At 68.8% G+C, this 26,350-nt stretch carries 27 protein-coding genes; 13 read left to right on the top strand and 14 right to left on the bottom strand.

Annotated features, from left to right (window positions below; all coding sequences use genetic code 11):
* Positions 1-7 precede the first annotated feature (7 nt).
* Both lon and MAA44156_RS07800 read right to left on the bottom strand, forming a co-directional pair.
* The gene (gene lon / locus MAA44156_RS07795; protein ID WP_205590189.1) at positions 8-2,329 is read right to left on the bottom strand and encodes an endopeptidase La; all 2,322 of its coding nucleotides are present in this window, start codon (positions 2,327-2,329) and stop codon (positions 8-10) included.
* A gap of 111 nt (positions 2,330-2,440) precedes the next feature.
* Entirely contained in the window at positions 2,441-3,703 is a 1,263-nt protein-coding gene (locus tag MAA44156_RS07800; RefSeq protein WP_023880068.1) for an alpha-hydroxy acid oxidase, read from the bottom strand.
* An 18-nt stretch (positions 3,704-3,721) separates the two neighbouring features.
* Between MAA44156_RS07800 and MAA44156_RS07805 the strand changes: the two genes are divergently transcribed.
* Positions 3,722-4,159, top strand: coding sequence for a DUF1810 domain-containing protein (locus MAA44156_RS07805; RefSeq protein ID WP_009976960.1), 438 nt, complete (start codon positions 3,722-3,724; stop codon positions 4,157-4,159).
* Here the strand turns inward: MAA44156_RS07805 and MAA44156_RS07810 are convergent.
* Genes MAA44156_RS07810 through MAA44156_RS07820 form a run of 3 tightly spaced genes read right to left on the bottom strand, consistent with a single transcriptional unit; the run spans position 4,156 to position 6,664 of the window.
* The gene (locus MAA44156_RS07810; RefSeq protein ID WP_009976958.1) at positions 4,156-5,490 is read right to left on the bottom strand and encodes an alpha-amylase family protein; all 1,335 of its coding nucleotides are present in this window, start codon (positions 5,488-5,490) and stop codon (positions 4,156-4,158) included. The two genes, MAA44156_RS07805 and MAA44156_RS07810, sit on opposite strands and share 4 nt — an antisense overlap.
* 10 nt (positions 5,491-5,500) lie before the next feature.
* On the bottom strand, positions 5,501-6,037 hold the full coding sequence (locus MAA44156_RS07815; protein ID WP_003876554.1) for an alkyl hydroperoxide reductase: 537 nt from the start codon (positions 6,035-6,037) through the stop codon (positions 5,501-5,503).
* Between the two features lie 39 nt (positions 6,038-6,076).
* Positions 6,077-6,664 carry a peroxiredoxin gene (locus MAA44156_RS07820; protein WP_009976955.1) on the bottom strand — a complete coding sequence of 196 codons (588 nt, stop codon included), beginning with the start codon at positions 6,662-6,664 and terminating at the stop codon, positions 6,077-6,079.
* 115 nt (positions 6,665-6,779) lie between these two features.
* Here MAA44156_RS07820 and MAA44156_RS07825 point away from each other — a divergent pair, with 115 nt between their 5' ends.
* Genes MAA44156_RS07825 through MAA44156_RS07840 form a run of 4 tightly spaced genes read left to right on the top strand, consistent with a single transcriptional unit; the run spans position 6,780 to position 9,671 of the window.
* Positions 6,780-7,715 carry a hydrogen peroxide-inducible genes activator gene (locus MAA44156_RS07825; RefSeq protein WP_009976952.1) on the top strand — a complete coding sequence of 312 codons (936 nt, stop codon included), beginning with the start codon at positions 6,780-6,782 and terminating at the stop codon, positions 7,713-7,715.
* 36 nt (positions 7,716-7,751) lie between these two features.
* Positions 7,752-8,453, top strand: coding sequence for an EthD domain-containing protein (locus MAA44156_RS07830; RefSeq protein ID WP_009976950.1), 702 nt, complete (start codon positions 7,752-7,754; stop codon positions 8,451-8,453).
* A 10-nt stretch (positions 8,454-8,463) separates the two neighbouring features.
* Positions 8,464-8,907 carry a TIGR03618 family F420-dependent PPOX class oxidoreductase gene (locus tag MAA44156_RS07835; RefSeq protein ID WP_003876558.1) on the top strand — a complete coding sequence of 148 codons (444 nt, stop codon included), beginning with the start codon at positions 8,464-8,466 and terminating at the stop codon, positions 8,905-8,907.
* A 14-nt stretch (positions 8,908-8,921) separates the two neighbouring features.
* Positions 8,922-9,671: an enoyl-CoA hydratase/isomerase family protein gene (locus MAA44156_RS07840; RefSeq protein ID WP_003876559.1), complete on the top strand. Its 750-nt coding sequence runs from the start codon at positions 8,922-8,924 to the stop codon at positions 9,669-9,671.
* A gap of 56 nt (positions 9,672-9,727) precedes the next feature.
* On the opposite strand, the gene MAA44156_RS07845 is transcribed toward MAA44156_RS07840, so the two are convergent.
* The gene (locus tag MAA44156_RS07845) at positions 9,728-9,913 is read right to left on the bottom strand and encodes a (2Fe-2S)-binding protein (RefSeq protein WP_003876560.1); all 186 of its coding nucleotides are present in this window, start codon (positions 9,911-9,913) and stop codon (positions 9,728-9,730) included.
* 350 nt (positions 9,914-10,263) lie between these two features.
* On the opposite strand from MAA44156_RS07845, the gene bfr reads away from it, so the two are divergent.
* The 7 genes from bfr to MAA44156_RS07880 all read left to right on the top strand — a co-directional run bounded on the left by bfr (position 10,264) and on the right by MAA44156_RS07880 (position 18,691).
* Positions 10,264-10,743 (top strand): bacterioferritin, encoded by a 480-nt coding sequence (bfr, locus tag MAA44156_RS07850; RefSeq protein WP_003876561.1) that lies wholly within the window; start codon positions 10,264-10,266, stop codon positions 10,741-10,743.
* A gap of 120 nt (positions 10,744-10,863) precedes the next feature.
* Complete coding sequence (locus tag MAA44156_RS07855; protein WP_009976947.1) at positions 10,864-12,912, top strand: MDR family MFS transporter; 2,049 nt, start codon at positions 10,864-10,866, stop codon at positions 12,910-12,912.
* Between the two features lie 54 nt (positions 12,913-12,966).
* Positions 12,967-13,461, top strand: coding sequence for a carboxymuconolactone decarboxylase family protein (locus MAA44156_RS07860; RefSeq protein ID WP_003876563.1), 495 nt, complete (start codon positions 12,967-12,969; stop codon positions 13,459-13,461).
* 32 nt (positions 13,462-13,493) lie between these two features.
* The gene (locus MAA44156_RS07865) at positions 13,494-14,375 is read left to right on the top strand and encodes a TIGR03854 family LLM class F420-dependent oxidoreductase (protein WP_009976946.1); all 882 of its coding nucleotides are present in this window, start codon (positions 13,494-13,496) and stop codon (positions 14,373-14,375) included.
* Positions 14,376-14,416: 41 nt separating this feature from the next.
* Complete coding sequence (locus MAA44156_RS07870) at positions 14,417-15,769, top strand: type I glutamate--ammonia ligase (protein ID WP_009976945.1); 1,353 nt, start codon at positions 14,417-14,419, stop codon at positions 15,767-15,769.
* Positions 15,770-15,779: 10 nt separating this feature from the next.
* Positions 15,780-16,898 carry an amidohydrolase family protein gene (locus MAA44156_RS07875; protein ID WP_009976944.1) on the top strand — a complete coding sequence of 373 codons (1,119 nt, stop codon included), beginning with the start codon at positions 15,780-15,782 and terminating at the stop codon, positions 16,896-16,898.
* Between the two features lie 512 nt (positions 16,899-17,410).
* A complete protein-coding gene (locus MAA44156_RS07880; protein ID WP_009976942.1) occupies positions 17,411-18,691 on the top strand; it encodes a hypothetical protein in 1,281 nt (426 codons plus the stop codon).
* 8 nt (positions 18,692-18,699) lie between these two features.
* Here MAA44156_RS07880 and MAA44156_RS07885 read toward each other — a convergent pair whose 3' ends face one another.
* The 8 genes from MAA44156_RS07885 to ag85B all read right to left on the bottom strand — a co-directional run bounded on the left by MAA44156_RS07885 (position 18,700) and on the right by ag85B (position 24,603).
* Complete coding sequence (locus MAA44156_RS07885; RefSeq protein ID WP_019731776.1) at positions 18,700-19,143, bottom strand: nuclear transport factor 2 family protein; 444 nt, start codon at positions 19,141-19,143, stop codon at positions 18,700-18,702.
* Positions 19,144-19,204: 61 nt separating this feature from the next.
* Positions 19,205-20,557: a cytochrome P450 gene (locus MAA44156_RS07890; protein ID WP_009976939.1), complete on the bottom strand. Its 1,353-nt coding sequence runs from the start codon at positions 20,555-20,557 to the stop codon at positions 19,205-19,207.
* Between the two features lie 56 nt (positions 20,558-20,613).
* Positions 20,614-21,036, bottom strand: coding sequence for a lipoprotein LpqH (locus MAA44156_RS07895; RefSeq protein ID WP_003876571.1), 423 nt, complete (start codon positions 21,034-21,036; stop codon positions 20,614-20,616).
* A gap of 12 nt (positions 21,037-21,048) precedes the next feature.
* Positions 21,049-21,882 carry an SDR family oxidoreductase gene (locus tag MAA44156_RS07900; protein WP_009976938.1) on the bottom strand — a complete coding sequence of 278 codons (834 nt, stop codon included), beginning with the start codon at positions 21,880-21,882 and terminating at the stop codon, positions 21,049-21,051.
* Positions 21,879-22,358, bottom strand: coding sequence for an SRPBCC family protein (locus MAA44156_RS07905; RefSeq protein WP_196770398.1), 480 nt, complete (start codon positions 22,356-22,358; stop codon positions 21,879-21,881). Before MAA44156_RS07905 ends, MAA44156_RS07900 begins: the two co-directional genes overlap by 4 nt.
* Positions 22,359-22,393: 35 nt before the next feature.
* Positions 22,394-22,804, bottom strand: coding sequence for a resuscitation-promoting factor RpfC (gene rpfC, locus MAA44156_RS07910; protein ID WP_003876574.1), 411 nt, complete (start codon positions 22,802-22,804; stop codon positions 22,394-22,396).
* 132 nt (positions 22,805-22,936) lie between these two features.
* Complete coding sequence (locus MAA44156_RS07915) at positions 22,937-23,500, bottom strand: chorismate mutase (RefSeq protein WP_009976935.1); 564 nt, start codon at positions 23,498-23,500, stop codon at positions 22,937-22,939.
* 110 nt (positions 23,501-23,610) lie between these two features.
* Positions 23,611-24,603, bottom strand: coding sequence for a diacylglycerol acyltransferase/mycolyltransferase Ag85B (gene ag85B / locus MAA44156_RS07920; protein ID WP_003876576.1), 993 nt, complete (start codon positions 24,601-24,603; stop codon positions 23,611-23,613).
* A 579-nt stretch (positions 24,604-25,182) separates the two neighbouring features.
* Between ag85B and MAA44156_RS07925 the strand changes: the two genes are divergently transcribed.
* Positions 25,183-26,334 (top strand): DUF7159 family protein, encoded by a 1,152-nt coding sequence (locus tag MAA44156_RS07925; RefSeq protein ID WP_019684555.1) that lies wholly within the window; start codon positions 25,183-25,185, stop codon positions 26,332-26,334.
* Positions 26,335-26,350 lie beyond the last annotated feature (16 nt).

Below are 26,350 nucleotides of genomic sequence, written 5' to 3' on the forward strand. Positions count from 1 at the left end.
GGCGCGGTCATGCCGCGGCGACGGCCGGCGCGGTGACGGGTTCCAGCGCCTGCGCGACGATGTCGGCCACGTCGGTCATGGGCGTGACCGTCAGCGCCTCGAGCACCTCGGCAGGCACGTCATCGAGATCCGGCTCGTTGCGCGCCGGGATGAAAACCGTTGACAGCCCGGCACGTTGGGCCGCCAGCAGCTTTTGCTTCACGCCGCCGATCGGTAACACCCGACCGTTCAGCGTGACCTCGCCGGTCATGCCGACGTCGGAGCGCACCTGGCGCCCGGTGGCCATCGACACCAGCGCGGTCACCATCGTGACACCGGCCGACGGGCCGTCCTTGGGCACCGCCCCGGCGGGCACGTGCACGTGGATGCGCCGGTCCAGCGCCTTCGGGTCGACCCCGAGCGCGGCGGCGTGGGAGCGCACGTAGGACAGCGCGATCTGCGCCGACTCCTTCATCACGTCACCCAGCTGACCGGTCAGCTGCAACCCCGGCTCCCCGTCGGTCGCCCCGGCCTCGATGTAGAGCACATCGCCGCCCAGGCCGGTGACGGCCAGGCCGGTCGCCACCCCGGGCACCGCGGTGCGTTCGGCCGACTCGGGCGTGAACCGGGGCCGGCCCAGGTAGTCGACGAGATCGGGCTCGTCGATGGTGACCGGCCCAGGCTGCTCTGCCAGCTTGGTCGTCACCTTGCGCAGCGCCCTGGCCAGCAGCCGTTCGAACTGTCGCACGCCCGGCTCGCGGGTGTAGTCGGCGGCGATCTTGCGCAGCGCCGCATCGGTCACCGTCACCTCGTCCTCGGTCAGCGCCGCCCGCTCCCGCTGCCGGGGTAGCAGGTAGTCCCGGGCGATGGCGACCTTGTCGTCCTCGGTGTAGCCGTCGATGGTCACCAGCTCCATCCGGTCCAGCAGGGCCGACGGGATGTTCTCGACGACGTTGGCGGTGGCCAGGAACACCACGTCGGACAGGTCGAGGTCCAGATCCAGGTAGTGGTCGCGGAACGTGTGGTTCTGCGCCGGGTCGAGCACCTCGAGCAGCGCCGCGCTCGGGTCGCCCCGGTAGTCGGAGCCGACCTTGTCGATTTCGTCCAGCAGCACAACGGGATTCATCGATCCCGCCTCGCCGATCGCACGCACGATTCGGCCCGGCAGCGCGCCCACGTAGGTGCGCCGGTGGCCACGGATCTCGGCCTCGTCGCGCACCCCGCCCAGGGCGACGCGCACGAACTTGCGGCCCAGCGCCCGCGCCACGCTCTCGCCCAGCGACGTCTTGCCGACGCCGGGCGGGCCGGCCAGCACCATCACCGCACCCGAGCCGCGGCCGCCGACCACCTGCAGCCCACGCTGGGCGCGGCGGGTGCGCACGGCCAGGTACTCGACGATGCGGTCCTTGACGTCGTCGAGGCCGTGGTGGTCGGCGTCCAGGATGTCCCGGGCCGCCTTCAGGTCGGTGGAGTCGTCGGTGCGCACGTTCCACGGCAGCTCCAGCACGGTGTCCAGCCAGGTGCGGATCCAGCCGGATTCCGGGCTCTGGTCGCTGGCGCGTTCCAGCTTGCCGACCTCGCGCAGCGCGGCCTCGCGGACCTTCTCGGGCAGGTCGGCGGCCTCGACGCGGGCCCGGTACTCATCGGACCCGTCCGGTTCGCCCTCGCCCAGCTCCTTGCGGATCGCGGCCAGCTGCTGGCGCAGCAGGAATTCCTTCTGCGTCTTCTCCATGCCCTCGCGCACGTCCTCGGCGATCTTGTCGCTGACCTCGACCTCGGCCAGATGCGAGCTGGTCCAGTCGATCAGCACCCGCAGCCGCTCGGCCACATCGACCGTTTCCAGCAGCTGGCGCTTCTGCGCGCTGGTCAGGTAGGACGCGTAGCCGGAGGTGTCGGCCAGCGCCGACGGGTCGGTCAGCCGGTTGACGTAGTCGATGATCTCCCAGGCCTCGCGGCGTTGCAGCATGGCCAGCAGCAGCTTCTTGTACTCCGCGGCCAGCGTCTTGATCTCGTCGGTGATCGCGGCGTCGGGGACCGGGGTCGCCTGCACCCACAGCACCGCGCCGGGCCCGGACGTGCCGGCCCCGATCTGGGCCCGGCGCTCGCCGCGCACCACCGCGGCGGTGCCGCCCCCGGCGATGCGCCCGACCTGCACGATCTTGGCGATCACGCCGTGAGACGGGTAGCGGTCCTCGAGCCGGGGGGCGATCAGCAGCTGACCGGATTCGCTCGCCTGAGCGGCGTCGATCGCCGCGCGGGCCGCGTCGTCCAGCGCGATCGGCACCACCATCCCGGGCAACACGATGGTGTCGGTGACGAACAGCACCGGCACCGAGTAGGCCTCAGCCATCAAATCCTCCAAAAGTTGAGTCTGATGCGCTTAACCCAGCCCGGCGCCGGTTTGTTCCCGAGGACGGTTTCGCTACGAGCGTCACGCCCGCGCACCGTCGGCCGGCGAGCGTCACGCCGGCGTCACTGGCGGCTCGACGGGCGGCAGCGGCGCCAGCCGCCGCAGCGGCGTCACATGCCGCGGCGACAGCTCCTCGAGACAGGTGACGCCCAGCAGCCGCATCGTCCGGATCACGCCTTCGGCCAGGATCTCGATCGCCCGGGTCACGCCGGCCTCACCCCCGGCCATCAGCCCGTACAGATAGGCCCTCCCGACCAGGGTGCAGCGGGCCCCCAGCGCGATCGCCGCGACGATGTCGGCGCCCGACATGATCCCGGTGTCCAGCAGGATCTCGGTGTGCTTGCCCAGCTCGCGCGCCACGGTGGGCAGCAGGTGGAACGGCACCGGGGCCCGATCCAGTTGGCGCCCACCATGATTCGACAACACGATGCCGTCGGCGCCGCGGTCGACGACGGCGCGGGCATCGTCCAGCGTCTGAATCCCCTTCACCACCAGCTTTCCCGGCCACCGCGCCTTGATCCACTCCAGGTCGTCGAAGGTGAGGCTGGGGTCGAACATGGTGCTCAGATACTGCGCGACGGTGCCGGGCCAGCGATCCAGCGACGCGAACGCCAGCGGCTCGGTGGTCAACAGGTCGAACCACCATTTCGGGTGCGGCACCGCGTCCAGCACGGTGCGCAGCGTCAGCGTCGGCGGGATCGTCATGCCGTTGCGGTTGTCCCGCAGCCGCGCCCCGGACACCGGGACGTCGACGGTGGCCAGCAGGGTGTCGAAACCTGCGTCGGCGGCCCGGCGCACCAGCGCCATCGAGCGTTCCCGGTCTTTCCACATGTACAGCTGAAACCACTTGCGCGACTGGGGAACTGCGGCCGCCAGGTCCTCGATCGCGCAGGTGCCCAGGGTGGACAGCGAGAACGGGATGCCCGCCCGCGCCGCCGCCCGCGCACCGGCGATCTCGCCCTCGGTGTGCATCAGCCGGGTGAAGCCGGTCGGGGCGATCCCGAACGGCAGCGCCACCGGCCCGCCCAGCACATCCCATCCCGCGGTCACGGTGCTGACGTCACGCAGGATCGTCGGGTGAAACTCGATGTCGCGGAAGGCTTGTCGGGCGCGCTGGATGGACAGCTCGTCCTCGGCGGCGCCGTCGGTGTAGTCGAAGGCCGCCTTCGGGGTGCGGCGTTTGGCGATGCGGCGCAGGTCCTCGATGGTGTGGGCGGATCGCAGGCGGCGTTTGGTCGCGTTGAACTCGGGCCGCTTGAACTGCATCAGTGGCGCGAGGTCGCGCACCCTGGGCACTCGCCGTTGGACTCCCACATGTGCCACCGTAGTCATATGGACTCGGCCGCCGACCCGTTCGATCTCAAACGCTTCGTGGACGCCCAGGAGCCGGTCTACGCCGACGTCGTCGACGAGTTGCGTGCTGGGCGAAAACGCAGCCATTGGATGTGGTTCGTCTTTCCGCAGCTGCGCGGCCTGGGTGGCAGCGCGATGGCGGACCGGTACGGCATCTCGTCGCTGCCGGAGGCCCGCGCCTACCTGCGCCACGAGCTGCTCGGGCCGCGTCTGCACGAATGCGCCCGACTGGTCGAGCGGGTGCAGGGCCGATCCGTCGGGCAGATCTTCGGCTCGCCCGACGACCTGAAGCTGTGCTCGTCGATGACGCTGTTCGCGCACGCGACCGACGACAACGCTGACTTCCTGGCGGTCCTGCAGAAGTACTACGACGGCCGGCAGGACCCGGTGACGCTGGCCCGCCTGGCGGACTCCTAGATCGGGCTCAGGATCCGCCAGCCCTGCGGCTCGACGACCACCGTGTCGAGCACCTCCGGCGGTGGGGCCGCCGAGCCGCCGATCACCCGCCCGCGCCGGCCGCCCAGCTCGTCGAGCGAAACCCGCAGCGGCTCATCGCCGATGTTGAGCACGATCAGCAGGGCCTCATCGCCGCTGCGGGTCTCGTACACGTAGTGCCGGTTTTGCAGCAGCAGCGCGGTGGTGGTGGCCGCGTGCAGCCAGGGATGGCGGCGGCGCAGCCCGATCAGGTACTGGTGCAGCCTCCACACCTTCGTGCCGAAGTCATCCAATGGTATTGGGGGAGAGTCGAACTCGGGCCGTACCGCGTCGTCGCCGCCGAACCGTTCCTCCTTGATTCCGCGAAAGCCGAGCTCGTCGCCGGCGTACACGCTGGGCGCCCCGCCGACCGTCAGCAGCAGCACCAGGGCGTGCGCCAGGTGCGCGGGGTTGTTCAGCTGGCTGGCGATCCGGGTGACGTCGTGGTTGCCGATGAAGGTCAGCGGCGAGAACCGGCCCAGAAATGCGTTGTGCCGCTGCAGCGCCCAGTCCAGTTCATAGAAGTTGCCGTCGTTGAGGCTGCTCCAGATCGCCTTCCACAGCTCGTACTGGGTGGCCGAGTCGAAGCCGGCGGCCCGCACCACCGCGGCGTAGTCGCCGTGGATCAATTCGCCGACAAACCAGGCCTGCGGGTAGCGGTCGCGCACCCGGGGCAGGGTGGCCGCCCAAAACGATTCCGGCACAGCGTAAGCCGCGTCCAGCCGCCAGCCGTCGGCGCCGCGTCCCAGCCAGTGCGCCATGACGTCGACGGTGTAGTCGACGACCTCGGGATTGTCGTGGTTGAGGGTGATCAGGCCGTCGTGGCCCTCGAAGGTGTGAAAACGCCCGCGACTACCGCGAAACCAGCGGGCGGCGGCGTGATCGTCAGAGTCGATGGCGGCGCGATACCGCGGGAAATCCACACCGACGTGGTTGAACACGCCGTCGAGCAGCACCCGCAGGCCGCGCCGGTGCGCTTGCGCGATGAGGTGGTCGAAGTCGGCGTCGTCGCCGAGCCGGGGATCGATGCGGTAGTGGTCGGTGGTGTCGTAGCCATGGGTCCGGGAGGCGAAGATCGGGCCCAGCGCGATGCCGGAGGCGCCGAGTTCGATCGCGTGGTCGAACCAGTCGACGAGCCGCCGCAACCGGTGTTGTTCCGGTTGCGGCGGCTCGCTGGACTGCGGTAGCGGGTACGCGCCGACGAACCCCAGCGGATAGACCTGCCACCAGATGACGTGCTGGACCCAGTCGGGTCCGGTCACGACACTGGCCACGACGGCACGGTCAGCCGGCGGTCGCCAGCGTCTGGGAGGCGACGATCGCTTGGGCGACACCGGAAATGATCGCGGCGGCCTTGAGCGCCTCCTGGATGGTCTCCCGGCTGACGCCCGCCTCGCGCAGCGTGTGCTCGTGCGAAGCCACGCAGTCCGGGCATCCGTTGATGGCCGAAACGGCGAAGCACCACAGCTCGAAGTTCGCCTTCTCCACGCCGGGATTGCCGATGATGTTCATCCGCAATCCCGCACGCAGGTCGTCGTACTTGCCGTCCAAGAAGCCGCGGCCCCGGTAGAACACGTTGTTCATCGCCATCACCGATGCGGCGCCCAGCGCCGCGTGGTACGCCTCGGCGGACAGGGTGTCGGCCGCCTCGGCGCCAATCTCGGTGAGCACCTGCGTGTTTCGGGTCGCCGCGGCGCTGGCCAACAGCGTGCCCCAGAGCTGCTCCTCGTTGAGCTCGGTGGTGCGCGTGATCGAGCCCAGGTTCAGCTTGAGATCCTTGGCGTACTCCGGCAGTGCTTCCTTGAGATTCTCGACGCTCATCTCGCCTCCTGATCAGGCTTGTACCCAGCCGGGCCCGAATTAAGCAGAGGCCTTGAGCAGTTCGGTGGCGTTCAGCGTCGGGTCACCCTTGCGCCAGTTGCACGCGCACAGCTCGTCGGACTGCAGCGCGTCCAGCACCCGCAGCACTTCCTCGACGTTGCGGCCCACCGAACCCGCGGTGACCGAGACGAACTGGATCTCGTTGTTCGGGTCGACGATGAAGGTGGCCCGGTCGGCCACGCCGTCGGCATTGAGAACACCGGTGGCCAGGCTCAGTTCGCGCTTGATGTCCGAGAGCATCGGGAACGGCAGGTTCTTCAGGTCCTCATGCTGGGCGCGCCAGTTGAAGTGGACGAACTCGCTGTCGATCGAGACGCCGAGCACCTGCGCGTCGCGGTCCTCGAACTCGTCGTTGAGCTTGCCGAAGGTGGCGATCTCGGTGGGGCAGACGAAGGTGAAGTCCTTGGGCCAGAAGAACACCACGCGCCACTTGCCGGCGTGGTCCTCGCTGGTGATGGTGGTGAAGTAGTCACCGGGCTGCTTGGCGTCGACCTTGGACAGGTCGCCCGCGATCAACGCGGTCAGCTCGTAGGCGGGGAACTGGTCGCCGATGGTCAGCAGAGGCATGTCGCTCCTATCTGGATCTACTTAATCTGGATCAACTCAAAATTAGCTTTCGTCCACCATGGTGCCGCGTACCCTCAATGAAGTAAAGGTGATATTTCCCACTACACTTATAGGTATGCCCGATAAGACTTATCAGCCCACGATCGCCGGCCTGCGCGCCTTCGTCGCGGTCGCCGAGAAGCGCCAATTCAGCGGTGCCGCAACGGCTTTGGGAGTCAGCCAGTCGACGCTGTCGCAGGTGTTGGCGGCGCTGGAGGCGGGGCTGGGCACGCAGTTGGTGGAGCGCTCCACCCGGCGTGTCTTCTTGACACCCCAGGGCGCCGAGCTGCTGCCGCACGCCCAGGCCGTGGTCGAGGCGGCCGACGCCTTCACCGCGGCGGCGGCGGGTTCGACGGACCCGTTGCGGGCCGGCATGCGGCTGGGGCTGATCCCCACGGTGGTGCCCTACGTGCTGCCGACCGTGCTGGCCGGAATCGCCGAACGGCGGCCCGGCCTGACCCTGCGGGTCACCGAGGACCAGACCGAACGGCTGCTGGCGGTGCTGCGCGAGGGCGCCCTCGACGCGGCGCTGATCGCGCTGCCCGCCGAGACGGCGGGCGTCACCGCGATCCCGATCTACGACGAGGATTTCGTGCTCGCGCTTCCGCCGGGCCACCCGCTGGCGGGCAAGCGCCGGGTGCCGGCGACGGCGCTGGCCGACCTGCCGCTGCTGCTGCTGGACGAGGGGCACTGCCTGCGCGACCAGGCGCTGGACGTCTGCCACAAGGCGGGTGTGCGGGCGGAGCTGGCCAATACCCGGGCCGCCTCGCTGGCCACCGCGGTGCAGTGCGTGACCGGCGGCCTGGGGGTGACGCTCATCCCGCAGAGCGCGGTCCCGGTGGAGGCGTCGCGCAGCCGGCTGGGCCTGGCCCAGTTCGCCGCGCCGCGCCCGGGCCGGCGCATCGGCCTGGTGTTCCGCTCGTCGAGCGGGCGCGACGACTCCTACCGCGAGCTGGCCGGGCTGATCGGCGAGCTGATCAGCAGCCAGCACCAGGTACGGCTGGTGAAGTAACCCTGCCGGCGGCCCGGCGCGGGTAGGTTTCGGCTCATGGAAAAAGTGATCGCCGTGCTTATGCGTGCCGATTCGGAGGAGGACTGGTGCGCCCGCCAGCGCGGCGCGGTCGCCGATGCGCTGCTCGAGTTGGGCCTGCCCGGGCTGGCGGTCAATGTCCGCGACGATGCGGTGCGCCGGTCGTTGATGACGTTGACCACGCTGGACCCGCCGGTGGCCGCGGTGGTCAGCATGTGGACCCAGCAGTGCTACGGCGAGCAAGTGGCGGCCGCGCTGCGCCTGCTCGCCGCCGAGTGCGAGCAGCTGGCCGCCTATCTGGTGACCGAGTCGGTGCCGCTGCCGGCGCCGCAAACCGAACCAGCCTCTCGCACACCGGGTTTGGCCAACATCGCGTTACTGCGCGGGCCGGCCGGCATGGACCAGGAGACCTGGCTGACCCGCTGGCAGCGCGACCACACCCCGGTGGCCATCGAGACCCAATCGACGTTCGGCTACACCCAGAACTGGGTGGTGCGCACCCTCACCCCGGGCGCACCGGAGATCGCCGGCATCGTCGAGGAGTTGTTCCCCGCCGAGGCGATCATCGATCTGCAGGCGTTCTTCGGGGCGGCCGACGAACAGGACCTGCAGCACCGGCTGGGCCGAATGGTGGCCAGCACCACGGCTTTTGGCGCCAACGAGAACATCGACACGGTGCCGACCAGCCGCTACCTCGTCAAGACACCGTTCGCGCAATGAGGTACCGGAGATGACCACACTCGACGACGCCGTCGCCCTGGCCGCCGCGGAAAACGGTCTGGCGGTGATATCCACCGTCCGCGCCGACCAGACCGTGCAGGCCTCGCTGGTCAACGTCGGCCGGTTGGCGCACCCGGCGAACGGTCAACCGGTGCTGGGCTTTACCACCTACGGCAAGGTCAAACTGGCCAACCTGCGGGCCCGGCCGCAGCTGGCCGTCACCTTCCGCAACGGCTGGCAGTGGGCGACCGTCGAGGGCCGCGCGGAATTGGTCGGCCCGGACGACGCCCAGCCGTGGCTGACCGACGCCGACCGGTTGCGAATGCTGCTGCGCGAAGTGTTCACCGCCGCCGGCGGCAGTCACGACGACTGGGACGAGTACGACCGGGTGATGGCCCGGGAGCGGCGGGCCGTCGTGCTGATCGCCCCGACCCGCGTCTACAGCAACGGCTGACCTAAGCTGCTGGCGTGACGCTGCAGATCGACGACGACAAGCGGGTACGCACCCTCACGCTGAACCGCCCGGAGGCGCTGAACGCGTTCAACGAAGCCCTCTACGACGCCACCGCCGAGGCGTTGCTGGCCGCGGCCGAGGATCCCGAGGTGGCGGTCGTGCTGCTGACCGGGGCGGGACGCGGGTTCAGCGCCGGCACCGACCTGGCCGAGATGCAGGCCCGCATCACCGACCCGGACTTCACCCCGGGCAAGCATGGCTTCATCGGACTCATCAACGCGCTCAGCGCATTTCCCAAGCCGCTGATCTGCGCGGTGAACGGCGTCGGCGTGGGGATCGGTGCCACCATCCTGGGCTACGCCGATCTGGCGTTCATGTCGTCGACGGCCCGGCTGAAGTGCCCGTTCACCAGCCTGGGGGTGGCCCCCGAGGCGGCCTCGTCCTACCTGCTGCCACAACTGGTCGGCCGGCAGAACGCCGCCTGGCTGTTGATGTCCTCGGAATGGGTCGACGCCGACGAGGCGCTGCGGATGGGCCTGGTCTGGCGGGTCTGCGCGCCCGACGAGCTGCTGCCGCAGGCCCGTCATCACGCGGAAATCCTTGCCTCCCGCCCGATTTCGAGTTTGATGGCGGTTAAGCACACGATGATGGAACCGGTCCGGCCGCAGATCGCGGCGGCCACCGCGCGGGAGAACGCGCACTTCGCGGAGCTGATGGGCGCCCAGGCCAACGCGGCCGCGCTGGCCGACTTCAACAAGCGCTGAGCGGCAGGCACCAAGCAAACAGCACTAAGCGGCCCAGCTGAGGCGGGGGAGCGGCCTCAGACCGACGGGGCGGTCTCCAGCTTCGCCGAAGCGGCCAGAATCGCCCGCAGCGTGCGCCGGCACCGGCCGCAGTCGCCGCCGGCCCCGCACGCCGCGGCGATCTCCTTGGAGGTGGTGGCGCCCCGCGCCACGACCTCGGACACGGTCTGGTTGGTGGCCCCGACACAAAGGCACACGTACATCAGCGCACCCCTCGCACGTAGGCATCCCCTTCGTCGAACGCTCGGACGGGCGACGCCGCGCCGCCTCGGCCGGTGGCCGCCGGGGGCGTCGATCGCCCACGCGAAACCACCGGACACAGCTGCCGCATATCCCGCCGCATATTAATGGAGTCTAACCTAAGTCAGTTAGTGGAGTCTAACCTAACAAGAAGCGATCTAGCTCACCCGTAACACGCACTGAGCGCAGCCAAACCTTGCTGGAAGATTCGCTGTGGCCGTGGCAAAGTACTGCTACAGCCCAGGTTCGTGCGCTCCAGCCCGGCGCACCGACCGCGGCCGAACAGCCAGCCGCTCACACCGTAGGAGTGAAAATGCAAGGGGATCCGGAAGTTTTGCGTCTGCTCAACGAGCAGCTGACCAGCGAACTCACCGCGATCAACCAGTACTTCCTGCACTCCAAGATGCAGGACAACTGGGGGTTCACCGAGTTAGCTGAGCACACCCGGGCCGAGTCCTTCGACGAGATGCGCCACGCCGAGGCGATCACCGACCGCATCCTGCTGCTCGACGGGTTGCCGAACTATCAGCGCCTGTTCTCGCTGCGCATCGGCCAGACGCTGCGCGAGCAGTTCGAGGCCGACCTAGCCATCGAATACGAGGTGATGGACCGGCTCAAGCCGGCCATCATCCTGTGCCGGGAGAAGCAGGACTCCACCACCGCCACGCTTTTCGAGCAGATCGTCGCCGACGAGGAAAAGCACATCGACTACCTGGAGACGCAGCTGGAGTTGATGGACAAGCTGGGCGTGGAGCTCTACTCGGCGCAGTGCGTGTCGCGGCCACCGAGCTGATGCCGGGGCGGCACGGCGCGCCCTCGGGGTCAGCGGGCTGACAGGTCCACGCCGACAGCTGGGTACTCATAGCCGACGCCGACGCGACGGAAGGCAGCCATGACGACCCCGAGAGCAGCAGTGAATGCACCGGCCCGCGCCGATACCGGATCCGGCGGCGAGCGGATCAGCCCGCAGCGGCGCAACCTGATCTTCGTCGCGATCGTGCTCGGCATGCTGCTCGCGGCGTTGGACCAGACCATCGTGGCGACCGCGCTGCCGACCATCGTCGCCAACCTGGGCGATGCCGGCCATCAGTCCTGGGTCGTGACCAGCTATTTGCTCGCCTCGACCATTGTCACCGCGCTGGTGGGCAAGCTCGGCGATCTGTACGGCCGCAAGCGCGTCTTCCAGGCCGCCGTCCTGTTCTTCGTGGCCGGCTCGGTCCTGTGCGGACTGGCCCAGTCGATGGCCATGTTGGTGGGAGCGCGTGCGCTGCAGGGCATCGGCGGCGGCGGGATCACCGTCACCGCCAGCGCGCTGATCGGTGAGGTCGTTCCGCTGCGGGAGCGGGGCCGGTACCAGGGCATCCTCGGGGCGGTGTTCGGCGTCACCACGGTCATCGGCCCGCTGTTGGGCGGCTATTTCACCGATTACCTGAGCTGGCGCTGGGCGTTCTGGGTGAACGTGCCGGTCTCGGTGATCGTCATTTTCGTTGCCGCCGCGGCGATTCCCGCGCTGGCCGCGTCGGCCAAACCGGTGATCGACTACGCCGGAATCGTTTTCGTCGGCCTGGGCGCCGCCGGCCTGACGCTGGCCACCAGCTGGGGCGGCAGCCGCTATCCGTGGGGCTCGCCGACGATCATCGGCCTGTTCGCCGCCGCCGCGGTGGCGCTCGGCGTTTTCGTGGTGGTGGAACGCCGCGCCGCCGAGCCCATTCTGCCGGTCCGCTTGTTCGCCAGCCCGGTGTTCACCGTGTGCTGCGTGCTGTCCTTCGTGGTGGGTTTCGCCATGTTGGGCGCGATGACGTTCCTGCCCACCTACATGCAATACGTCGACGGGGTCTCGGCCACCACGTCGGGGTTGCGCACCCTGCCCATGGTGGTGGGCATGCTGTTCACCTCGACCGGCAGCGGCACCATCGTCGGGCGCACCGGCCGGTACAAGATGTTCCCCGTGGCCGGCACCGCGTTGATGGCGTTGGCCTTCCTGCTGATGTCGCGGATGCAGCCGTCGACCCCGGCGGTGATCCAGTCGCTGTATCTGTTCATCCTGGGCGCCGGCATCGGGCTGTCCATGCAGGTGCTGATCCTGATCGTGCAGAACACGTCGGACTTCGAAGATCTCGGCGTCGCCACGTCCGGGGTGACGTTCTTTCGGACCATCGGAAGTTCCTTCGGCGCAGCGATATTCGGCTCGTTATTCGTGAACTTCCTGAACCGCCGGATCGGTCCGGCGCTGGCGGCCAGCGGCGCGCCGCCCGGCGCGGTCAGCTCGCCGGGCGCCCTACACCGCCAGCCTCATGAGGTGGCCGCGCCCATCGTGGCGGCCTATGCGGAATCGCTCACCGAGGTGTTCTTCTGGGCGGCCCCGGTCGCACTGGTGGGTTTCGTGCTGGCGCTGTTCCTGCGCGAAATCCCGCTGCGCGACATCCACGACAGCACAGTCGATCTCGGTGACGCATTCGGCATGCCGACCACCGAAACACCCGACCAGATGCTGGAGAACGCGATCGCCCGGATGTTGCGCGGCGAGACCGGGATGCGGTTGCGCAGCATCGCGATGCGACCCGATTGCCGGCTCGACGTCGCCGGGTTGTGGGGAGTGTTGCGCATCAACCGCTACACCCAGATGTACGGGACCGCGCGACTCACCGACATGGCGGAGTATCTGCGGATTCCGTTCGAGGTGCTCGAGCCGACCTTCTCGCGCCTGGTCACCGCCGGTTACGCGGGCAGCGACGGCGACCGGCTGTGGCTCACCCCGGCCGGGGCCCAGCAGGTCGGCTACGTGCATTCGCTGCTGTTGGCCTGGCTAGTCGACAAACTCGGGCGGTCGCCCGGCTTCGAGGGGCGCCCGGACCGCCAAGCGGTGCAGGCCGCCCTGGAACGCGTCGCGTATCGCGTTCTCGCCCAACGTGATTGGCATGACGAGCAGCCGACCGCGGCGATCACGGCGGCGGCCCGCTAGCCGGGCCGAGCACTCGTCGCCGGCGGCCGGCGAACCCGGGCGTACCATCACGCCATGAGCCGAATCGGAACATTTGCTGACGACGACCTGGCCGGCTGGTTCGTGAAATCTCCGGACATCGGCGCCGCGCTGGGCGCGTTCAGCCAGGCGGTCTACACCAAGAACCGGTTGCCGTTGCGCACCCGGGAGCTGGCCCGCGCCGTGATCGCCCACCGCAACGAGTGCGTCGTGTGCGTCAACACCCGCGACGAGGACGGCCCGGCGGCGGGCGTCGATGAGGAGCTGTACGACCACGTCCATGAGTGGCGCACCTGGCCCGGCTACAGCGAACAGGAGCGGCTGGCAGCCGAATTCGCGGACCGCTTCGCGACCGATCACACCGGTCTGCGCGACGACGAAGACTTCTGGAGCCGCTGCGCCGAGCACTTCTCCGACGAGTTGCTCGCCGATCTGGCCCTGTCCTGCGCGCTGTGGGTCGGCATGGGCCGGGTGCTGCGGACCCTCGACATCGGGCAGGCCTGCAAGCTGACCATCCCCAGCCGCGGATAGCCCGGCGTGCGACGCCGACGGGGGAGGCGCCGATGAAGATCCGCTTCGGCGTCGGGCTGGGCGCCGACAACGCCCCCGCCGAGCTGGGTGCCATCGTCGACCATCTCGAGTCCAACGGGGTGGATTCGCTGTGGTTCTCCGAGCTGGTGTACTCCCCAGCGGTCGATCCGGTGGTCGGGATGGCGTTTGCGCTGGCGCGGACGCACCGGTTGAAGGTGGGCACGTCGGTCGCCGTGCTGCCGGGGCGGCACCCGGTGCTGGTGGCCAAGCAGTTGGCGTCGCTGGCGGCGCTCGCGCCCAAGCGGGTCCTACCGGTGTTCGGGCTGCGCTCGGCGATTCCGGCCGAACGCGAGGTGTTCGTGGTTCCCGACGGCGAGCGGGCGGCGGTGTTCGACGAGTCGCTGCGGCTGCTGCGCGCGGCGCTGGTGGAGGATTCGGCGACGTTCACCGGGCGGTATTTCAGCGTGACCGGTGCGGCGGTCACACCCAAACCCGCACCGCCACTGGATATTTGGCTGGGCGGTTCGGCGCCCGCGGCGTTTCGGCGGATCCTTGCGCTGGCCGACGGCTGGCTGGGCAGCTTCCTCACCCCGGCGGAGGCCCGGGCCGGGCGCGAGGCGATCGAGCGGGCCGCGGCGGCCGCCGGACGGCACATCGAACCCGACCACTTCGGGATCTCGCTGGCCGTCGCCGACGGCGAACTGCCGCCGCCGGCGATCACGGCGGTGCGGCGCCGCCGCCCCGACCTGGACCCCGACGAACTGATCGCGAGCGGATGGGATCAGCTGCACCGCAAACTCGACGCCTACCTCGATGCGGGGCTGACGAAATTCGTGATCCGGCCGGCGGGCACGGCGCCGTGGGACGGCTTTCTCGATCGGTTCGTCACCGAGTTGGTCGGCCGCCAGAACTGAAATCGCGGGCGCCGCGCCCGCGACCCTGCACAATGACTGCCATGACCGGCACACCGCTTGCCGCCGCGGCGATCGCTCAGCTGGAGGCCGAGGGCGTCGACACCGTGATCGGGACGGTCGTCAATCCCGCCGGGCTCACCCTGGCCAAGACGGTTCCGATCCGGCGGACGAACACCTTCGCCGATCCGGGTCTGGGCGCCAGCCCGTCCTGGCATGCCTTCGCCGTCGACCAAACCGGCATCGCCTTCACCGCCGAGGTCGGCGTGGTGGGGGACCAACGTCTTCGGATCGACCTGTCCGCGTTGCGCATCGTCGGCGACGGCCTGGCCTGGGCGCCGGCCGCGTTTTTCGCCCAGGACGGCACGCCCATACCCAGCTGCGCCCGCGGAACGCTGAAGCGGGTCGAGGCCGCGCTCGCCGACGCCGGCATCGACGCGGCCATCGGGCATGAGGTCGAATTCGTTCTGGTCGCCCCGGACGGGCAGCGGTTGCCGTCGACGTTGTGGGCGCAGTACGGCCTTGCCGGGGTGCTGGAGCACGAGGCGTTCGTCCGCGATGTGATCGGTTCGGCGACCCGGGCCGGCATCGCGATCGAACAGCTGCATCCCGAGTACGGCGCCAACCAGTTCGAGCTCTCGCTGGCGCCGCAACCCCCGGTGGCCGCCGCCGACCAGCTGATCTTGATGCGGCTGATCATCGGCCGCGCGGCCCGCCGGCACGGGTTCCGCATCAGCCTGTCACCCGCACCGTTCGCCGGTGATGTGGGATCCGGTGCCCACCAACACTTTTCGCTGTCCATGGCGGAAGGGCCGCTGTTCTCCGGCGGCGCAGGCACGGCGGGCATGACCCCGGCGGGGGAGAACGCGGTGGCGGGCGTGATCCGCGGGCTGCCCGAGGCGCAGGGTGTGCTGTGCGGGTCGATCGTCTCCGGCCTGCGGATGCGCCCGGGCAATTGGGCCGGCGCCTACGCCTGCTGGGGGACCGAGAACCGGGAAGCCGCAGTGCGATTCATCGTCGACGGCCCCGGCAGCCCGCGCGGCGGGAACGTCGAGGTGAAGATCGTCGATCCGTCGGCGAACCCCTACCTGGCGTCGGCGGCCATCCTCGGGCTCGCCCTGGACGGTATCAAGTCGCAGGCGGCGCTGCCTCCCGAGGTCACGGTCGACCCGGCGGCGCTGTCCGACGCCGATCGTGACCGCGACGGTGTGGTGCTGCTGACCGATTCAGCCGCAGAAGCGATTGCGACCCTTGATGATTCGGAGCTGATGCGGCACATCCTGGGCGACCCGGTGGTCGACATGGTGGTGGCGGTGCGCCGCCTGGAGCAGGAACGCTACGGCGACCTGGACCCCACGCAACTGGCGGACCGGTTCCGCATGGCCTGGAGCCTGTGACGACGCCGCCATGGTCTCCGACACCGATGCCCTGGCCGAACACATCGGCGCCGTGTCGCTGATCGACCAGCACGTCCACGGCTGCTGGCTGACGACCGGCGGGCGGCGACGATTCGAGAACGCGCTGAACGAGGCCAACACCGAGCCGATCACCGGTTCGGGTTTCGACTCGCAGCTCGGGTTTTCCGTGCGCGCCCACTGCGCTCCCATCCTGGGGCTGCCCAGACACGCCGACCCGCAATCCTATTGGGAGCGCCGTTGCCAACTCAGCGAACACGAACTGGCGCGGCTGTTCCTGCCGGCCGCTGGGGTCAGCAACTGGTTGGTGGACACCGGAATCGGGCACGGCGTGGTCGCCGGTGTCGCCGAGATGGCCGAGCTGGCGGCCGCCCCCGCGGCCGAGCTGGTGCGTCTCGAGGAGGTCGCCGAGCAGGCGGCGCAAGCGCCGGGCGACTACGCGGCGGCCTTCGACGAGATCCTGGCCGCGCGGGCGGCCGGCGCGGTCGGCACCAAATCGATCCTGGCCTACCGGGGCGGGTTCGACGGAGACCTGAGCGAGCCGTCGGCGACCGAGGTCGCCCGGGCGGCGGCCCGGTGGCGCGAGCTCGGCGGCACCCGGTTGCGCGATCGGGTGCTGCTGCGGTTCGGGCTGCACCGGGCGCTGCGGTTGGGCAAGCCGCTGCAATTGCACGTCGGGTTCGGCGATCGTGATTGCGATCTGCACAAGGCCAATCCGCTGCTGCTGCTTGACTTCCTGCACCACAGCGGAGATGTGCCGATCGTGTTGCTGCACTGCTATCCCTACGAGCGGCAGGCCGGCTACCTGGCGCAGGCCTTCAACAACGTCTACGTCGACGGCGGGTTGAGCGTGAACCACTTGGGGGCGCGGTCGCCGGCGTTCTTGGCGCGCCTGCTGGAGCTGGCGCCGTTTTCCAAGATCCTCTATTCCTCCGACGGATTCGGTCCCGCCGAACTGCATTTTTTGGGAGCGGTGCTGTGGCGCAGGGGTATTCACCGCGTGCTGCGCGAGTTCGTGGAAGCCGGTGACTGGAGCCGCGCCGACGCCATCCGGGTGGTTAATCTGATCGCCCGCGAGAACGCCGCGCGCCTCTACGGCCTGGCGCCGTAACAGCCCGCCGGGCCCCGATGGGCCGGGGCCGCGCCGTGCGCCGCCGCGCGCGAATTTTCCCGATTCCGCCTGTTATTGACAACGCCGTCAGCTAGGCTGCCATCGACGAATCGGGCAACGTCACCCAACTCACGAGGAAGCAAGGAGGTTTGGGCAGATGTTGTCCCGTGCTGCCTTCTTCACGGCGGCCGTCACCGCAGTTCTCGCCGGCCCGGCCACCGTCGCGCCGCCGGCCGACTCGTCACCCGCCCGGGCCAGCTAGTCACGCCCTGCCCCAGTCTGCGCCGGGGCATCGCCGGAATGGCCAATGAGGGGTGGCCATTTTCCCGAGTCCCGGCAAGAGATCGCTCGACCAGTCCGGCCCCGCCCGGCCGACGGCCGGACTGGTCGCGATCACCGGCAATTCGCGCGGGCACACTCGTAATCGCTCAAAACCGGTCGCCGCTGGCCGCGCGCGCGTAACGTTCTACCGCACGGACGGCCCGTCCCACGCCCGAGCTGGGGGTCAGACCATGTTGGCGACCATACAAACGGCAGCGACCACGCAACCGGCGGCGGCCACGCAATCGGCTTTCGACGACCGCATCGAAGGGCGCCTGGAAACCCTGCGCAAGGTGCTGACGAAGGATTCGGTCAAGAAGCTTCGGCTCGCGCCGATCAAATTCCTGTCCGCGCTGGTTTCCGACGGGGACCTGCGCAACCTCAAGTTCGACCGGAACACCGACCCGACGGCCTCCGGCCCGCGCGAGCAGTCGATGGAAATCGACACGTCGCTGCGGCAGCCGGTATATCGCATCAGCCGGCGGACCCGGGAAGCCATGGCCCGGGTGCAATCGAATCTGGGGCTCGACAACCAGGACACCGATTGGATGATCGACAATTACTTCATCCACGAGCTGCTGCACAACTCCCAGGGGATGTCCGGCGGCAACCACTCCGAGCTCAGCCGCCATGCCCCGCGGGTGCTGCTGGACGTGGACTACCAGGCCGACGCCCTGGCCGCGGTCACCGCGACCGCGCTCGCCTGGCTGGTGCCGCGCGAGTTCGGATTCCGGGCGAATCGGTGCGCCAACGAGAATCACTGGACGCTGTACGAGCGTGCGCTGAAAGCGATCCTGAATCAGATGGAGATCTTCACGCTGCTCGGTTACTGGAACATGCCGCGAGCCCAGATCTCGCTGGTGGCCACCGGCCTGGAGCGGATTCTGCGAATTGCCACCTGGCACTACCAGTTTCATCGGCTGAGGTCGCCGTTCAGGCCGAAGCGCCCGCTGGCCGACTTCCAAATCCTCGCCCAGCCGGTGCTGGACTTCCGGAACCTGGCGTGGGCGGCGATTTTCGAACCCAGCACGCTGTGTAAGGATTGGCCGTCGAACGAACGCGCCAACGTGGCGAAGTGGCTGAAACGAAAGCCGTTGCGGGGCCGCCTGTTTGCGTTGCACGGTCGCCCGCAGCTGGTCGTCACGGCCGCGACACCGCTGGGGACGACGCGGTTCATCCGGCACAACTCGACCGAAACCCATTACGAGGACGCCTTCGCGGGCTTCTTCGACAACGAACCCAGGCGCAGCAAGGAGTTCTTCACCACATTGTTCATGCAACAGCAGTGGCTGAGGGGCGGGGCCGAAGCCGGCGCATTCAACTACGCCTGGTTGAACCTGCGCAAGGACCGCCAGGTCGACCTGCTCAAGGTGACCCAGGGGCTGGCGCCCGACCTCAAGCCCGAGCAGCGGGGCAAGGTGCTCGACCAGCTGATGACGCCGTCGAGATCGCAGATCCTTTCGGCGCTCTGACGTCTCGGTCAGACCAATGCTGAAGCGTCAAAGACCCAGCTAGTGTCCCCATTTGCCAAGCCCTCGAAGTGGTTCGGGGGAGCGAAGGCGACGAGGCTTTGCATGTCCCAATAGTCTTTCCAGACGGTCACTTTGCCATCGATCACCTTGTGGACGGTGACGAATCGCAGCACGCCCTGCTCGCCGGTGGCGAACGTCCATGTCTCGGAGTGCTCGTAGAGCACGTCGGAGCCGTTGGACACCAGCACGCCGGGGTGGTTCTGGTAGCCGGCCAACTGCTCGAGCCCCATCTTGAGCCGCTTGACGATGTCCTCGGGGCCACGGGCCGACAACGCCGGAACGGGCATGTCGACATACAGGCAGTCGTCGGACAGGAAGGTCTTGACCGCATCCCAATCACGCCGCGACAGGGCCTGCCACAGCCCGCGCACGACATCCTCCACCGCGATCATAGAAACCTCTGTCATAGCGGCAAATGAAACTCCGTCGGCGCGGCGGTGTCAACCGCCCGGTTCACCCGGCGGTCGGCTCATCCGGGCGGCCGCCGGCTTCCGCGGCGGCCAGCGAGCGGGCCGGGCCCAGCCGCACCGGCAGCGACGACCACCCCCGCAGCACCCGGGTCTCGCGCCGGCTCCCCGCCCCCGCGGCACGCGCCTCGGGGAAGCGCTCGAAAAAGGTGCGCAGCCCTACCTCGCCCTCGGCGCGGGCCAGGGCCGCGCCCAGGCAGAAATGCCGTCCGCCGGAGAACGCGAGATGCCTTCCGGCGTTTGGCCTTTCGATGTCGAAGCGGTGCGGATCGCCGAATACCGCCGGATCGCGATTGGCGGCCGCCAGATACACCAGTACCAGATCGCCGCGGTGCAGCTGCCGGCCCGCCACTTCGACGTCGTCGAGCGCCATCCGCGCGGTCAGCTGCACCGGCGATTCCAGCCGCAGGATCTCCTCGACGGCGTTGGGCCACAACTCGGGCCGGCGGCGCAGCGTGTCGAGGTGCTCCGGCGCGTCCAGCAGCATGCGGATGCCGTTGCCGAGCAGGTTCACCGTGGTCTCGAAGCCGGCGGCCAGCACCAGCCCGGCGATCGCCGCAAGCTCGGTCTCGTCGAGATAGGTTTCGGCCGAACCGCTTTCGGCGGTCTGGATCAGCTGGCTCATCAAATTGTCGCTGGGGTTGCTGCGCAGCTGCTGCAGATGCCCGGCCAGCCAGGAGCTGAAGCCGGCGATGCCACGCTGCACGCTGCGGTATTGGCGCCACGGCAATCCGATGTCCAGGCTCGGGGCGGCCAGTTCGCCGAATTCGAGCACCCGGCTGCGGTCCTGCTCGGGGACGCCGAGGATCTCGCTGATGATCGCGACCGGGAGTTGCGAACAGTACCGTCCCACGATGTCGACGACGCCCGGCCCGCCGGTCAGCTGGTCCAACAGCTCGGCCGCGGTGCGCTCCACCCGGTCGCGCAGCGCGGCGACCGCGCGGGGCGTGAACACCGCCGACACGGTCTTGCGGTAGCGGGTGTGCTCGGGCGGCTCGACGGCCAGCAACGACGGGGCGCGCAGCGGGTGCAGCAGGTCGTCGCGGGTGCGACGCTCCAGCCACCGCAACGGCGCCGGCAGGTTCGATCCGAAGACCAGCACCCGGAAGTCCTCGGAGCGCAGCAGCTCGTGGGCGAGCGCGTGGTCGGCCGTCAGATAGGCGACGCGACCCTTCACCAGCGTGCCGCGGGCCCGAGCTTCGTCGTAGAAGCGCGCCGGATCGGCGGCCACCGCCGGATCGGCGATCAACCGGGCGTGCACGTCACCGCGGCGGGCGCCCTGCGCGGCGGCGCCGCGGATGAAGCCGTGCATCGCGAACCAGTGCAAGCGTTCCTTCACCGGCCCCTCCCTCGTTCAGCCGTCGTCACCAGCGTATGCCCCGGCCGACACGAGAATCAGCACTCGGCAACGATTTTGAAGTCGGTGGTCACCACTTTGTTGGGGTTGGCGCTGTTGATGCCGTATGCGCTGCCGGTGATGGTGTATGCGTCGTTGGTGAGATCGACGTGCGCGTCGCCCACTCCGCCCTGCCAGTAGCTGCCGGTGAAGCCGTCGACGTTGCGGATCTTCACCCACTGCGGCATCACCCGGTAACCGCTGAGCAGCACCACCGCTTCGACTCCACCGTCGTGGTCGGGGATGTTGATGGTCCGATACATCTGGTCCTGCCGGCAGGACGGCGGGCGGGTCGTGTGGGTGGCGCCGTCGATGGTCAGCCGGGCGGCCTTGCGCGGCACGGTCTGTGCCGCGCTGCACCCGGCGATGCCGGCGACAACGGCCGTCAGCACCAAAACGACTGTGGGCAAGCGTTTTTGCACCAGCCGAACTCCTTACTGCCGCTTCGGCATCAGCGCGGGCAACGACTTGACGATGCTACGCCGCACGAATTCCGGACTCAGACCCTTGAACACGTCGATCAGGCGAATGCTCCTGGGCACGTACCAATGCAGCCGCCGCGGATGGTGGTAGGCCCGCCACGCCACCTCGGCCACGCTGCTGGCCGGCATCAACCGCAGCATGCCCTTCTTGGGCGCGGTGGCGCGAAGCTCCTCGGCGGTCATCGGCGCGGCGCCGTCGTTGGAATGGTTGGTCGTGGTGGTGAGGATGGCGGTGTCGATCAGACCGGGCAGCACGTCGGCCACCCGCACCCCGTGCCGCTGCCACTCCACGCTCAGCGCCTCCGTCAACCCCTTGACGGCGTGCTTGGTCGACGAATAGACGGCCAGCCGCGGCATCCCGTAGGTGGCCGAGGACGACGGCGTGGAGAACATCAGGCTGCCGGCCGACTTCTTGAGGTAGGGCAGCGCGCCGTACGCCCCGGTCAGTACCGCCTTGTAGTTGACGTCGACCACGCGCATCGCGGCGTCGTACGGCACGTCCTCGAACCAGCCGGATTCCCCGATGCCGGCGTTGTTCCACATCATGTCGAGCCCGCCGCCGGTGTTGCCGGCGCAGAAATCGGCCAGGGCGCCGTCCAGCGCCGCCTTGTCCGTCACATCGACGGCGCGGGTCCACAGCCGATCGTCACCCAGCTGCTGCTGCAGCGTGGCCAGGCCGTCGTCGTTGCGGTCCACGGCGCCGACCCACCAACCCTTGGCGTGGAACAGCTTTGCGCCCTCGCGACCCATGCCGCTGCCCGCGCCGGTGATGAAGATCGATTTCACGGCGCGTCGGCCTCGACCACGTCTTTGATCCTGTTCAGCGTCTTGGTCATGTCGCGGATGTTGCGGCGCTTGCGCAGAAAGCCGCCGAACACCCAGTACACCGGGAGCCAGGGCGCCGGATTGAGCCGAAACGACTCGGTCACGTCGGTGCCGCCGCCGCTGGGCGCCAAGCGGTAGTGCCAGTTGTTGACCTCGCGGTCACCCAGCAGCACGGTGAAGCCGAACTCGCGACCCGGTTCGCAGGCGGTCACCTTGCACGTCGTCCAATACACCGGTCCGATCTCGTTGCGCCGGACGTGACCGCGGAATTTCGCGCCGAGGGCCGGGCCGGTCGTGCCGCCCAGCCACTCGGCCTCGAACACCTCGGGGGAGAACCGCCCCATGTTGCGCACGTCCGCGATGAGGTCCCAGATCTTGGCCGCGGGCGCCGCCATGTGCACCGTCGCCGAACCTTCCATGGGCTGATCCAAACACAGCTTGCGGCCGGCTCATAGACCGCGGCGGCGTTTGATCAGCGCGGGACCGCCGCCTGGATCAGGCCGTTGATGATCTGCTTGATGCCCTGCGCGGGGTGCGAGTACCAGCCGATCGGCAGGCCGGACTGGGCGCCGCACTTCGGCCACGGCTCCACGCCCTCTTCGGCGAAAACCCGGTTGGCCACGGCGATCTGCTGTTCGCGGGAGGCGGCCGCGGGGTTGCCGACGCCGCCGTAGCGGGCCCAGGTGGCCGGTTTGAATTGCAGTCCACCGTATTCGCCGTTTCCGGTGTTGGCGTGCCAGTTGCCACCGGATTCGCATTGAGCGATCGCGTCCCAGTTGGGCGTGGGCTCGGCGCTCACCACACCCGTGGACGAAGCCATCGACGCTGCAACGAACCCGCCGACCACTACGGACTTGACGAGAAGCTTGCAGAGATTTGTCATGTCCAGGATTTCGGCCCGTGTGGCCAAAGCGTTACCTATTCGAAAATGCCGCGAGATATGCCTTCTATCTGCGAAAACCGCCATTTCGGCAGGCGAAAACAAGGCGTTAGAAATTGGTGAGGAAAAATTAAATTATTGCTGGCAATACGACTGCGTGGCCGAGGTCAGGGCCCGTTGGTAAAGGGTGTCGAGCCTACGGTCGCCGACGACGGCGCGCCGCGCGTCGGCCAGCAGCGCCGCGCATGCCGGCGAATGCAGCAGCGGCCAATCGGCCGCCAGCGCAGTCAGCATGGTCCGGCTGAGGTCGTCGATCGCCGCCCGCGAGGCCGTCAGGTCGGGCGCGTCGGCCGGGGCCTCGCCCGGATTCAGCTTCCAGCTCGCGAACCGGCTGTATTCGATGGCCTCGGTGGCGCGGATCTGGTCGCCGAAAACCCGGGTGACGTAGTCGCGGTCGATGTTCTCGGCGGCGGCCTGGTCGCCGAGTAGGGCCAGCTGTTGGGCGACGCGTGCCGGGTCTTCGACGGCACCGTGGCTGTTCCATTTGTAGGCGGCCACCGGCTCGGCGAGCTGCAGCCGCTGGACGGCGGTGTCGACCAGCTCGGTCAGCGGATCGGCGGTGTCGGCTCGGGCCTTCGCCGCCGGCACCGCGAAGGCCCCGGCGAGGGCCCCGGTCACCAGACAGCCCGCCACGACCACACGGGCGGCCCGACCTCTGGCGCAGCGGCGCCCGGTCGGGGCCGCAACAGCACTACTGCGCCCGACGGTGTCATCGTCGAGCGCAGTAGTGGCCGCGAGCGGTCGAGGGGTTATCCGCCGCCGCCCGGGGACGCGCCCAGGGTGCCCTGCAGGTCGGGCTTCATGGCGTTGAGCTGGGCTCCCCAGTACTCCCAGCTGTGCGTTCCGTTGGCGTTGAAGTTGAACACGGCGTTGTGGCCGCCGGCGCCGTTGTAGGCGTCCTGGAACTTCAGGTTGCTGCTGCGCACGAAGTTCTCCAGGAACTCGGCGGGCATGTTGGCGCCACCCAGCTCCGACGGTGTCCCGTTACCGCAGTACACCCACAGCCGGGTGTTGTGGCCGACCAGCTCGGGGATGTGCAGGCTCGGGTCGTTGCGCTGCCAGGCCGGGTCGCTGGACGGGCCCCACATGGCGTCGGCCTTGTAGCCGCCGGCGTCACCCATCGCCAGACCGATCAGCGACGGCCCCATGCCCTGGGACGGGTCGAGCAGGGCCGAGAGCGATCCGGCATAGATGAATTGGTCGGGATGGTTGACGGCCAGGATCATCGCCGAGGATCCGGACATCGAGATGCCGACTGCGGCGCTGCCGGTGCGCTTCACACCCTTGTTGGAGGCCAGGTACGACGGCAGCTCGCTGGTCAGGAAGGTCTCCCACTTATAGGTGGAGCAACCGGCCTTGCCGCACGCGGGCTGGTACCAGTCCGCGTAGAAGCTGGACTGTCCGCCGACGGGCATGATCACCGACAGGCCGGACTGGTAGTACCACTCGAAGGCCGGGGTGTTGATGTCCCAGCCGTTGTAGTCGTCCTGAGCCCGCAGGCCGTCCAGCAGATACACCGCGGGGGAGCCGTTGCCGCCGCTCTGGAACTGGACCTTGATGTCGCGGCCCATTCCGGCGGAGGGCACCTGCAGGTACTCGACGGGCAGGCCCGGACGCGAAAACGCATTCGCGGTCGCCGCGCCGCCGGCAAGACCGATCAGGCCCGGCAGGGTTACAGCCGCCGCTGCGCCGACCAAAAGCCGGCGCCCCCAGGCCCGGACCTTCTCGCTCAGATCTGTCATACCTGCCCCTTGTCGGATGTGGTCGCATGTGATCGTGGTCTCACAGGAATTTACCGTGTGAGTCCGTCAAATGTCGATTGGGACGCGAACGAGTCTCGGTTTCGCATCTCTTTTCGTCTCGCAGGTTTTCACCTCGCAATTTCGCCGCCCGCAGCGCCGGGCGGCGACGGGTGCGGGGATACCCGGTCGGCGCCGGTCCAACCAGCAGTCCAACCAGTTGTCCAACCGGCGTGCGGCAAAACATCCGGGTCGGCGCGGATTTCGGCGTGTTGGCGAGCGCGCCAACCGGTCGCCGCTTTCCTTTCGCGTGCATTTCGCGATCGGGGAATCGATGCACTCCGCCCTGCCACGCGACCCGTTTTCCGGTGGGTTATCAGGTGATTCGGACACCGGTTTGTTCCCGACGGCTGACCGGGCGCTGCCGGCCTTTCGCGGACCGCGTAGGCTCTCTCGGAGCAAGCCGATGAAGACCACGCTATCCCGCGTCTGTTCCGGCTCTCACGAACCCGTGTACCAGCGGTTTCATGGTGCGCGTCAGCGTGTCTGGGAGCGGAGCGCGGGACCGATTGGGGCACAGATTTGGACACGGTACTTGGCCTGTCGGTGACACCGACCACCGTTGGGTGGGTTCTCGCTGAAGGACATGGCGCGGACGGCACCATCCTGGATCACCAGGAATTGGCGTTGCACTCGGGCGGCGCTGTGCGTGCCGCCAGTGCCGCGGAGCAGGTGGTCGACGAGGTGTTGCGGGTCGAGGCGGCGGCGGCCGGCAGCGATCGGCGGCTGCGTGTCATCGGCGTGACCTGGAACGACGAGGCGTCCGTACCGGCCGCGCTGGTGCTCGAGGCGCTGACCGACGCGGGCTTGCACAACGTGGTGCCGGTCCGGTTCCTGCAAGCCGTCGAGACCCTGGCCCAGGCCATCGCCCCGGTCATCGGGTACGAGCAGACCGCCGTCTGCGTTCTCGAGCACGACTGGACGACGGTCGTCATGGTCGACTCCCACGACGGGCAGACCCAAACCGCCACCAAGCAGGTGCGCGGCGGTTTCGACGGCCTGACCCGCTGGCTGACCGGCATGTTCGAGCGCGACGGCTGGCAGCCGGGCGGCATCGTCGTCGTCGGCGCCCACAGCGACATCGACGGCTTGTCCTGGCAACTCGAAAAGGCTTTGCCGGTACCGGTTTTCGTGCAATCGATGGCCCAGGTGACGATCGCGCGGGGCGCGGCCCTCTCGGCGGCGCGCAGCACCGAGTTCACCGACGAACAACTCGTGGCGCGCCGCAGCGAGCCGGTGACCCCGGCACCCGTCCGGCACCGGCGGTTGTCCTACGCCGGAGCCATGACCGCGCTGACCGCCGGGGCGATCTCCTTCGTCGGCTCGGTGTCGCTCGCGGTGGGCATTCACGTCGGTCCGGCGAGTGCGACCGCGGCCGCCAAGCACGCCACCCATCCGCCCGCGCCGCAGGTCGCCGAGGCGGTCAAGGCCGTCACACCGCTGCCGGCGGTACCGCAGACCAAGCCGCAGACCAAGCCGCCGAGCGGGCCGGCCCCCGCGCCCGCCGGCGAACCGGCCGCTCCCGATGAACAGCCCGGCATCGGCGACGACCGGCAAATGGAGTCCGGCAACCGGCAGCCGTATCTGACCCGGGTGCTCGAACACATCCCCGGTGACACCGGTGAGCCGGCGGCCGATTCGGCGCCGCGTCCCACGCTGGACCCGCAGCCCTGATTCCACCCCCAGCGGC

It is taken from the genome of Mycobacterium avium subsp. avium (assembly GCF_009741445.1).
Lineage (GTDB): Bacteria > Actinomycetota > Actinomycetes > Mycobacteriales > Mycobacteriaceae > Mycobacterium > Mycobacterium avium.